Source organism: Candidatus Binatia bacterium (genome assembly GCA_029243485.1).
Taxonomy (GTDB): Bacteria; Desulfobacterota; Binatia; order UBA12015; family UBA12015; genus VGTG01.
On record JAQWRY010000005.1, the window covers coordinates 1 to 8,421 of the forward strand.

Annotated in this window: 8 protein-coding genes, 1 tRNA gene and 1 pseudogene; 7 read left to right on the plus strand and 3 right to left on the minus strand. The window is 62.9% G+C overall.

Features of this window, described 5'->3' with window-relative positions; translation table 11 throughout:
- Together P8R42_03645 and P8R42_03650 are read left to right on the plus strand one after the other, a co-directional pair.
- Window positions 1-657 (plus strand): hypothetical protein (locus P8R42_03645; GenBank protein ID MDG2303744.1); only part of this gene is annotated, 657 nt, incomplete at its 5' end.
- 293 nt (window positions 658-950) lie between these two features.
- On the plus strand, window positions 951-1,205 hold the full coding sequence (locus P8R42_03650) for a hypothetical protein (protein ID MDG2303745.1): 255 nt from the start codon (window positions 951-953) through the stop codon (window positions 1,203-1,205).
- Window positions 1,206-1,301: 96 nt separating this feature from the next.
- Here the strand turns inward: P8R42_03650 and P8R42_03655 are convergent.
- Both P8R42_03655 and P8R42_03660 read right to left on the minus strand, forming a co-directional pair.
- Window positions 1,302-1,403: transfer RNA gene (locus P8R42_03655), tRNA-Thr, on the minus strand.
- Window positions 1,388-1,726: pseudogene (locus P8R42_03660) on the minus strand (DDE-type integrase/transposase/recombinase). Before P8R42_03660 ends, P8R42_03655 begins: the two are co-directional and overlap by 16 nt.
- Before the next feature lie 208 nt (window positions 1,727-1,934).
- On the opposite strand from P8R42_03660, the gene P8R42_03665 reads away from it, so the two are divergent.
- The 5 genes from P8R42_03665 (at window position 1,935) to P8R42_03685 (ending at window position 7,129) form a co-directional block, all read left to right on the plus strand.
- Entirely contained in the window at window positions 1,935-2,582 is a 648-nt protein-coding gene (locus P8R42_03665) for a DsbA family protein (GenBank protein MDG2303746.1), read from the plus strand.
- 7 nt (window positions 2,583-2,589) lie between these two features.
- The gene (locus P8R42_03670; GenBank protein MDG2303747.1) at window positions 2,590-3,825 is read left to right on the plus strand and encodes a HAMP domain-containing sensor histidine kinase; all 1,236 of its coding nucleotides are present in this window, start codon (window positions 2,590-2,592) and stop codon (window positions 3,823-3,825) included.
- A gap of 644 nt (window positions 3,826-4,469) precedes the next feature.
- Entirely contained in the window at window positions 4,470-4,844 is a 375-nt protein-coding gene (locus tag P8R42_03675; GenBank protein ID MDG2303748.1) for a winged helix-turn-helix domain-containing protein, read from the plus strand.
- Window positions 4,845-4,926: 82 nt separating this feature from the next.
- Complete coding sequence (locus P8R42_03680) at window positions 4,927-6,582, plus strand: SulP family inorganic anion transporter (protein MDG2303749.1); 1,656 nt, start codon at window positions 4,927-4,929, stop codon at window positions 6,580-6,582.
- Window positions 6,506-7,129, plus strand: coding sequence for a carbonic anhydrase family protein (locus P8R42_03685; GenBank protein MDG2303750.1), 624 nt, complete (start codon window positions 6,506-6,508; stop codon window positions 7,127-7,129). Before P8R42_03680 ends, P8R42_03685 begins: the two co-directional genes overlap by 77 nt.
- 34 nt (window positions 7,130-7,163) lie before the next feature.
- Here P8R42_03685 and P8R42_03690 read toward each other — a convergent pair.
- Window positions 7,164-8,421, minus strand: a 1,258-nt coding sequence (locus tag P8R42_03690) for a phosphotransferase (GenBank protein MDG2303751.1), incomplete at its 5' end; no start/stop codon positions are given.

An 8,421-nucleotide genomic window follows, 5' to 3' on the forward strand; every position in this document is an offset into this window, starting at 1 on the left:
CAGCCGGCGCTGCGACCGCCACCAACCTCGGGCTACTTCTGCATCGAGAACAACCACGAAACCACGGCCGTCTGGGACGCCGCCACCGGGCACGCCTGGCACATCTCCTCGGACCACCAGCCGCGCTCCCTGGACGACCACCACGAGCATCTGCAGCACCTGAACGGCACCCACGTCGACCCGGAGGACACCGAGCACACCCCGCTCGTGGACGGCGGTGACCTGGAGCTACCAACCCTCCATCCGCTGAAGCATCTGGCCGGCGACTGCGCGGCGCTCTTCAGCGAGGTCGGTGGCGACGGCGGCACACCGAGCAGCGCACAGGAGTGCCTGCATACGCCCTGCACCGAGCTGTGGCCCGACCCGGCGTCGACCGACAATTGCGCGTGGTCGGCGACGCGGGACGCCACCCAGCCCGAAACGCACGCATACACAGTATGCCTCACCGACACGGGTCCACTGGGCAAGCCCGCCGTCGGTCGCGACAACCTGAATGAACCCCTGACCGCCCCTGTCTTTCCTTTGACGCTCTGCCCCGGTGTCCCGGTTTCATCGATGATAGTCTGCAATTACGGATCACGGGTGCGGAGCGCCCGGGAATTTTCGACAGTGATTAGACTTGCCGAAACAGTGCCAGTGGGCGACTTGCTTGACTGACGAGTCGCATCTCGCCTGTCCCGCCTGGGGCAAAAAGGGCCTTGATGTCGGCTACCGTCTGGCCAAATTCTGAGAGTTTCTCCATGGAATTTCTGAATCAACATTGCGGGTTGACGTTACGCGAAGGATTGGACGAATTGTATCGCCACAATCCTGAGGTTGGGGCCGTGTCCAGGGTGAAGGGCAAGATTTTTGCAGACCATGACCTGACACACGTCATCTTCGGTTGCGACACCTCTATTGTTGGCGAAATCCTACTGAAGCCCTGGATTCTATTTGGGTGCAATATCAGCATGGCCGAGTTGAAGGAGTACGCTGCTGACCCCGAAGTGCAGAAGTTGAATCGAGAGGGAGAAGCACTGTTGGGGGGTAGGTTTATGAGCGCCCTCAAGATCGTCTTTTGCTACACTCCCCAATTCTTCTGGATCTGGTTCACGCGCGTACGCAAGATGAGCCGCAAGTGGCCCCACTCCACACTCACCGACGAGATGATGGACACCAGGATCTGCGATCTACGCGCGGAGTTCAACATCTCGGTCCTGAACTAGCCCGCGATCACCGGCGACAACAAAGAGGTCTGCAGTTTCCGCTGAGCGGATCCAGTTCTATCGGCTGCTGCGCGAACGCTTCAATCTGCCCGTAAGAGCCACCCGCCGGAATTGAACCGGCGACCTACTGATTACGAATCAGACGACTGTTCGGGTTCAGCTGAAGTTGGACCCGAACACCGCGCTCCTCGAGTGTGCTCCATCCCGTGGCGACCGAGGGAGGTCGCCAGCTCTCCCGACACGTAGCAGGGGCCGTTGTCGCTCAGGAGTCGAGGCCGATGCACGACCACCACCTCGTCCACTCCCGCTTTCGCTCGCGCAAGGTCCAGTGTCTCGGTCACGTCCGACGCCTTCATCGTCGTACCCAGCGTCCACGCCAGGATGTAGCGCGAATAATCGTCGAGCACGGTCGAGAGGTAGTACCAGCCCCAACTCACCACACGCAGGTACGTGAAGTCCGTCTGCCAAAGTTCGTTGGGCCGCTTCGTCGGATGCTGGAAGCGATCGGCGGCCTCGACCATCGAAGAGATCGGGTTCCCGGTCGTTATGCATCAGGGCACCGGCCACGACATGCTCTTCTACCGAGGGCGCGGAGCGAGCGTGGCGAACTTGCTCGCGACGCAGTCGATGGCACCCCGGATCGCCGGGGGCCTTTGCTGGACTTGGAACGGCCCCTGGTGTTTTCTGAAGGCGAAGGGCTGATGTGACGAACCCAGCCGCCAGATGCTGATGGCCTCTCCATCACAAAACATCGTATTCTACGGAGACTTGAACTGTCCCTTCTGCTTCGCCGAGTACGAACGCCTCGTCCGTCTGGGCCACGCCGAGACAGTCGAGTGGCGGGGAGTCGAGCACGCACCGCGCTTGCCACTGAGCTGGGAGGAGTCCACCGACGCGGACCTCGCCGAGCTCGACGAGGAGGTGCGACGGGTGCAGGTGAGCGCACCGGAAATTCTCATCCGTAACCCGCGTGGAAGACCCAACTCGCGTCTGGCCATCGCCACGCTCGCCGCGATCGAGCGAGTCAACTCGACTGCCGCTCTCGCCGCTCGCGTAGGACTCTACCGCGCCCTCTGGCAGGAGGGTCGTGACATCTCCAGGCCCGAGGTGATTCGCGAGATATGCGAGGCGGTCGGCCTACCCGGGGTCGATGCGGCCGGCGAAGGACGCCGGCGAGCCAAAGTCTGGACGATCGAGTGGACACACGGTCCTTTCGATCGCCGGATTCCCGTACTCACCGGAGAAACGCAAGAGCGCCTACTGGGACTGGCCGGTCCGGAGCAACTAGCCCGCTTTCTCGAAACCCCCTTCGATCGGCTCTCCTACCAGGATGCCTGCCGCGAAGAGCTTCTGCATGCCAACCGCAAGAAGGGGTGACTGCGACGTGGGCGAATCGCCACGGATCGGTCGTGCCCGGAGCGACGCGGATCAAATCGAGCGCGAGAGCTTGCTGCGCGATGCAGGCGATATCGCTTGCCTACGCGACCCCGAGGCCGTCCTGAGCCTTCTCGGCCGTCTGCTAATCCAACACGTTCCCGGCGACGTCTTCGCCGCCTTCGTACCCGACCTCGTCGCGAACGAAGTCCGAGTCGCGGGTCAGAGCGGTCCCCAAGACCGGAAACACCCGCTTTGTGAACCCACGCGTCTGAGCGAAGCCCGGCAACTCCTCGCAAAAACGATCGCAGGCCGACGATACCTCGCGGCCAGCACGAGGAACTCATCGCCACTGGGTCGGGTTCTTTTCTCCTTCGGAGTCGGATGCGGCCTTCTCCTCGAACTTCGATCCGGAGAGGGAAGCAATGGATGGCCGCTCATTGCTCGAGAGTCTCCCACCACTCCGTTCGACGCACCCAGTACCAACCGCGCGCTCGGGCTGGTGCGCCTGGCCGTCGCCGCTCTCGACAACTCGCGCCGGGTACACCAGCTGAGGGAGAAAGCCGACACTGCCTCGAGTTTCGTCGCCAACCTCTCGCACGAGTTGCGCACTCCTCTACATGTGATCATGGGCTACGCGGAGATGCTGAACGACGGAGAGTTAGGTCCGCACACCCAGGCGCAGCACGACCTCACGCAACGAATCGGCGCCAGCGCGCGAGAGCAGCTCGAACTAGTCAACACCGCGTTGGAGATCAGCCGATACGAGCGAATGGCCGAGATTCCCGTCGCGCAGATGGTGACGGTCGACCTGCCGAAATTCCTCGCCGAATTGGAGGCGGAACTCACTCTGGGCCGGTCCAAGAAGGGAGTTCGCGTCCGCTGGACGAATTCGGTCGACACCCCGGTGCGGACCGAGCCCGTCAAGCTTAAAATGATCCTCAAGAACCTGGTCGACAACGCGATCAAGTTCACCCACGAGGGTACGGTGGATATCGTCGTTCGGCAGGACGACGCCGACTTCGTCTTCGAGGTTCGCGACACCGGAGTGGGCATTGCCGCTGCTTCCCAAGAGTCGATCTTCAGTGCTTTCTACCAGATCGACCCCGGGCAAGGAGCAGCCGGAGGGGTGGGTCTGGGACTCTACCTGGTGCGCAAGCTCGCACAGGCACTGCGCGGAGAGATCAAGGTCGAGAGCCAGCCAGGCAGAGGCTCGACCTTCCAGGTGCGCCTGCCCCGAGGCTGACGCCCGAGTTCCTCCCCCCGCCGACCCGAGCGCCACCCGATTGTGTGTCTAGGCAGTGCGTGCACCACAACGAGAAGATGGCCTTTTGCAGCCTCAGCGAGAGACAGCTTGAGCCGAAAAGCCGGCGCGCTATCTGCCACTTTGATAAAGACGTTCAGCATCTCCCGGCGGCGGGCCCTCGGACTGACAGTAGCCGCGTTGCTTTCGCTGTGGACGGTCGGTGCCCTGCACGTGTAACCTCCTAGAGCATGGGGTCAAGGCGCCCGGCCGGGCGCTCGCGCCGTTACGACCAGGGTCACCGCTTCGCGACCCCGGCCTGTCTCGTGCGCGATGCGTGCCTCCGCGAAGAACGGCAGACCCGCAGGTGGGTCGATGAGCGTCTCCCAAAGGACGGCCCCGCACGGATCACCTGTTGAAGTCTCCCTCAAGTCCCGTCCATGAGGCAGAACGAGCCGCACGCCAACGTCCGATAAGGAGCCGTTATGTCGCCTTGGGGCCAAAAAGGGGCTTCATGTCGGCTATCCGCTGCCGCGCGGCCCGCCGGCAGCAGGCACATCGGACACACTAGACCTGAAAAATTTCACAGGACTTTCTTGTCATTCGGATCTTGTCACGGGAACGGACTCCAGATATTCCTAGAAGCGATGAAGGCTTCTACCGACGGTGCGGCTGGCTCGACGGAGCGAGCAACGAGCAACGGTTGGACATTCTTCTCGAACTACGGCCACATCTTGCTCGCGCTGGCGCAGGACCCCGCAGCGCGCCTGCGTGACCTTGCGGAACGCGTTGGGATCACCGAACGCGCGGTCCACCGCCTGCTCTCCGAGATGGAGAGCGCGGGTGTCATCACGCGGCACCGCGAAGGGCGTCGTAACTCCTACTCCATCCGTCGAGGCGGGAAACTGCGCCATCCCATCGAACACCACCGAACCGTAGGCGACCTGATCGACCTGATCGCTCCGCCGCTCCGTCGTGGCGCAAAGAGAGCCGCCGGTAGCGCGCCGAGTCCGCGCCCCTAGAGCCGCCTCGCTTACCCCACTACTTCCTCGGCCCCGGCGGTTCGGCCCGCCAAACCCGCCGGAGCCTGGAGACGTCTATAAAGTGAAAGAGTTCTTTCGTCACATCCGTCATGACGCGCCCGCCAGCGTCGTCGTCTTCTTCGTTGCGGTCCCACTCTGCCTCGGGATCGCACTTGCCAGCGGTGCCCCACTCTTCTCCGGGCTCATCGCTGGAATCGTCGGCGGCATCGTGGTGGGGAGTCTCAGTGGGTCCCCCCTAGGAGTCTCGGGCCCAGCTGCGGGCCTGGCAGTCATCGTATTCGGTGCCGTGGAAACTCTGGGCTTCCCTGCGTTCCTCGTCGCCGTCGTACTCGGTGGAGCGATGCAGATCGCCCTCGGCGCATTACGGGCCGGTGTGATCGCCTACTTCTTCCCCTCCTCGGTCATCAAGGGAATGCTAGCGGGGATCGGCGTGATCATCGTCCTGAAGCAGATTCCCCACGCCTTCGGTCACGACAGCGATCCGGAAGGCGATTTTGGCTTCGTGCAGCCCGACGGTCAGACGACGCTCTCCACGCTCAGCGCCACCTTTGGAGACTTCGAGCCGAGCGCGATACTCGTTTCGATAACCGCGCTCCTGATCCTGCTCCTGTGGGAGACCGACTGGACGCGACGAACCCCGGTTCTCAAGACCCTCCCTGGCCCGCTGGTCGCCGTGGCCTTCGGCATCTGCTTCCAGTCGCTCGCGTCCATCTTTGCGCCGCAGTTCGCACTCGAATCCAGCCATCTCGTGGCCGTCCCTGTGGCCACCGGATGGTCCGACCTCTCGGGGCTGCTCGTCTTTCCGGACTGGACGCAACTCAGCAACCCGGCCATCTACATCACCGCCGCGACCATCGCGATCGTCGCCAGTCTCGAGACGCTGCTTTGCGTCGACGCCACCGACAAGCTCGACAAACAGCGAAGGATCACTCCGGCAAATCGCGAGTTGGTGGCGCAGGGATGCGGGAACATGCTCTCCGGCCTGATCGGCGGGCTCCCCATCACGCAGGTCATCGTTCGCAGCTCCGCCAACATCCAGTCGGGCGGACGCACGAAGCTCTCGGCGATCCTCCATGGCGTGCTCTTGTTGATCGCGGTCGTGGCACTGCCAAAGATCCTGAACCTGGTTCCATTGGCCGTGCTCGCGAGCATCCTGTTCGTCGTAGGCTACAAGCTGGCCAAGCCAGCGTTGTTCAAGACGATGTACGAGCAGGGTTTCGATCAGTTCGCGCCGTTCATCGTTACAATCCTCGGCATCGTACTGACAGATCTCCTGACCGGGATCGCCCTTGGGATGGCCGTCGCGGTCTTCCTGATCTTGTATCGCAACTACATGAACTCGCACTTCCTGCACCTCTCGGAGAGCCAATCCGAAGTCGGGCAGCGCATCCTTTCGATGCATCTGGTCGAAGAAGTCACCTTCATGAACAAGGGGGCCATCATCCGTTCGCTCGCGGCGGTCCCCGACGGGACTCACGTGCGAATCGACAGCTCCCGATCGTTCCACGTCGACCACGACGTTCTCGAAGCCATCGCTGAATTCGAAGAATCCGCCCCGACCCGCAACATCACGGTCGAACGGATCGAACGCACCTCGTCGGCGAACGAAGATCCCAACGCCGACAATTACGGAGTCGAAAATGCAGACACAGAACGAATCCTCCTTGGCGGAGATGACCCCGCAACGGGCGCTACAGCTCCTACGCGAGGGCAATGAGCGGTTCGTCGCCGGGCAAAAGACCGAGCGAGATTTCGGGCAGCAGCGTGGGGACACACGCGAGGGGCAGTGGCCCTTCGCCGCGATTCTCAGCTGCATGGACTCCCGCACCTCAGCCGAACTGACCTTCGACCTCGGGCTCGGGGACATCTTCAGCATTCGGTTGGCAGGCAACTGCGTCAACCAAGACGTTCTCGGAAGCCTCGAGTACGCGTGTGAGGTCGTCGGCTCCAAGCTGATCCTCGTGCTGGGACACACGCGATGCGGTGCGGTCACCGGTGCGTGCAACGGCGTCGAGTTGGGGAACGTGACGGCGCTGCTGAGCCACATTCAGCCTGCGGTAGCGACCACGAAGCGAGAGTGCAGCGACCTGGCGCCCTCCGACCCCGAGTTCGTCGGGCGCGCGACGGTGAACAACGTGTCGTGTGCGATCCAGGAGATCCGCGGTCAGAGCGAGATCCTGCAGAAGCTCGAAGCGGATGGAGCCATCGAGATCGCGGGCGGGGTGTACGACGTCGAGACCGGCGGGGTGGAGTTTCTTCCTTAGGGTCGCTTCGTTCACCCGACGAACTCGCGAAGGCCTAGCTCAGAATCGGGTCGAGCTTGTGAAAGAGCGGGTTTTCGTCGTTGGGATCGGTGCCGGCCGCGATCATCGAGAACCGCAGGATGCGGCGGTGCTGCAGGCGCACGAGTTCCTCATCGCGCCCGGGATCATTCGCACCGATGATCTCGGATACCGCGGCGTCTGCCGACACGAGATCGTCAAAGGACCGACCGGTGAGCTGGGCGATGTCTGCGAGGGCCTCTCTCTCGAACCAGCCTCGGTAGCGTGCATGGTTGAGTAGGAAGCTCGGAATCGAGTGCAGCAGACCTCGCTCCCAGGGCTCGAACGCGCTGGAGGTGGGCAGCCGTTCGATGTCGACCATGAGCTTTCTGAGCCCAGAGTCCTCCCAGTTCTGAATGGTCGGCTCGGGCAGGTGCAGATTGTAGTCCAGCGGAATGTCCTGGAGCTCGGCGATCGCCTCGTAAGCGCGACGGGTGATGCTCCCGTACTCAAGGACCCCTTCGATCCAGTTGCCCCCCCTCGCGTTCGGCTCCATGAAGAACTTCGCCGCGATGCCGGACAGCTGCAGGAAGCCCACCGTGTGGTAGCCGACGACCCGCAGGTCGACGTCGGTCCCGGTGACCTCTCCGTACCGGCGGTAGAGGGCGGGGATGTCCCCCATGTTCTCGTAGGGGTGACGACCCCGAAAGCAGGCGAGATCCCAATGCGTGTCGCCGATGTTCGCGATCTCGAAGTCGAGCAACGCGAGCACCTCGGTTCCGGCGGACATGAATTGCCCCGCATCCCCCGCGATGAAGCTCCCGTGGGTTCGGTGCTCGGGAATGTTCCGCCGTAGCCACGACTGCAGAAACTCGAACGCCGTATCGATGTGACCCATGTGCACGCCGGCCTGATACATGCGCTCAGGCGCGTGCAGGGCGATCTCGGCCGCCGTCTGCGGCGGCTTCGCGAGTCGCCGGATGTGCGCGAACTCACTCACGGGCACTGCGTGGACCGCTGCCAGGTCTTCCATGTAGTGCAGCATCGCCTGCCAACGCTCGTCGCTCAGGGTCGAGGGGTCCTCGATTGCCGTGTGCAGCATTCCCGGCGCGCGATCCTCGGTGTCGACCCAGTCCATGACGAACGCCCGGGGAGAGTCCACCCAACCGTAGATATGAGGCACTTTGATTCCGTTGGCCTCGAGCACCTGCATGACGTCCATCTCGAATCGGAGGTCGTGCTTCCCCGCGATCGAGCGGTCGCCTCGAAACAAGACCGCCTTGGTCTCGGCGCCC

Bases quoted from the DNA above. Each gene is read 5' to 3' on its own strand.
- P8R42_03685 (MDG2303750.1), top strand. From the start codon at position 6,506: ATGCAGACACAGAACGAATCCTCCTTGGCGGAGATGACCCCGCAACGG.
- P8R42_03665 (MDG2303746.1), top strand. From the start codon at position 1,935: ATGGCCTCTCCATCACAAAACATCGTATTCTACGGAGACTTGAACTGT.
- P8R42_03650 (MDG2303745.1), top strand. From the start codon at position 951: ATGGCCGAGTTGAAGGAGTACGCTGCTGACCCCGAAGTGCAGAAGTTG.
- P8R42_03675 (MDG2303748.1), top strand. From the start codon at position 4,470: ATGAAGGCTTCTACCGACGGTGCGGCTGGCTCGACGGAGCGAGCAACG.